The sequence below is a fragment of the Variovorax sp. P2_H12 genome, assembly GCF_056403395.1.
On the sequence record NZ_JBFUFO010000104.1, the window covers coordinates 1 to 1,259 of the forward strand.

1 protein-coding gene is annotated in these 1,259 nt (G+C 62.7%); it reads right to left on the bottom strand.

Annotation, left to right across the window (positions count from 1 at the left end):
* Positions 1-55: 55 nt before the first annotated feature.
* Positions 56-1,191 (bottom strand): IS3 family transposase gene (locus AC1DYK_RS35370; RefSeq protein ID WP_478158581.1). Its coding sequence is split into 2 segments (ribosomal slippage): positions 56-936 and positions 936-1,191, totalling 1,137 coding nucleotides; the frame shifts between segments, so codons are not numbered across the junction.
* Between the last annotated feature and the right edge of the window lie 68 nt (positions 1,192-1,259).

Here is a 1,259-nt window from a genome sequence, read left to right on the forward strand (position 1 = left end):
TGACCTGCCCCCTCCTGCCGTGCCATTCATAACGAGGAAGTCCGGGGTTGCAAGATTAATTGATCTCGGTGGTTGTTGAGCTGGATCGAGCTGCGTCGCCAGCGCGCTGGCGATGCAGCTCGGCGAACTTCGCCGGTGGCATTCGCTGGCAACTGCTGTGGGGCCTGACCTCGTTGTAGTCCTGGCGCCAGAGCGTGATGGCCGACCTGGCCTGCGGCAGCGTCTCAAACCATTGCTCGTTCAGGCACTCGTCACGGAACTTGCCGTTGAAGCTCTCGATGTAGCCGTTCTGCATGGGCCTTCCGGGCTCGATCAGGATGTGGCGGATGCCATGGGTCTGCGCCCAGCCCATGAACGCACGACTGGTGAACTCCGGCCCGTTGTCGGTGCGAACGGCCAGCGGGTAGCCCCTGAAGACAGCCGCCTGGTCGAGCAGCCGCGTGACGTACTGGCCAGAGATGCCCCAGTCCACCGAGATGCTGACGCACTCGTGGCTGAAGTCGTCAGCCACCGTCAGGCACTTGATGCGCCGTCCGGTGCTCAGGCTATCGCTGACGAAGTCCATGCTCCAGACCTCATTGACCGTCGTAGCCAGTTGCAGCGGCACGCGTTCGCTGGCAGGGCGCCTGACCTTCTTGCGCTTGCGCACCGCCAGATTGGCGGCGCTGTACAGGCGGTAGACGCGCTTGTGGTTCACGCCCGGGAAGTGCGGGCGCAGCATGTCGTGGATACGCCGATAGCCGAAGCGCCGGCGCGCATGTGCGATCTCGACGATCTTGCTGCTGAGCTCTTGCGTCATGGCATCGACCTCGGGTGGATTGCGATAGCTGTCACGGGAGAGCCCCACAAGCCTGCATGCACGCCGTTCGCTCAGATCACATTGCTCGATCATGGTTGCGACGGCGGCACGCTTGGCCTGTGGGGCTAACGCTTTACCCCGAAGGCCGTGTTCAGCGCGTGGATGTCCAGGTGAGCCTCTGCCAACAGCTTCTTGAGCTTGTTGTTCTCCGCCTCGAGTTCACGCAGCCGCCGGGCGTCGGGGACGTCCATGCCGCCGTACTTGGCGCGCCATTTGTAGAAGGTCGCGTCGCTGAAGCCGCCTTTGCGGCACAGATCCTTGATCGGCAAGCCGGACTCGGCCTGCTTGATGAAACCGATGATCTGCTCCTCGGTGTATCTGCTCTTTCTCATGTCCGTCATTCTCCAAGTTGACGGACTTCGCTGCCACTACGCTGGTACGGCTGGGAGGGGGCAGGTCA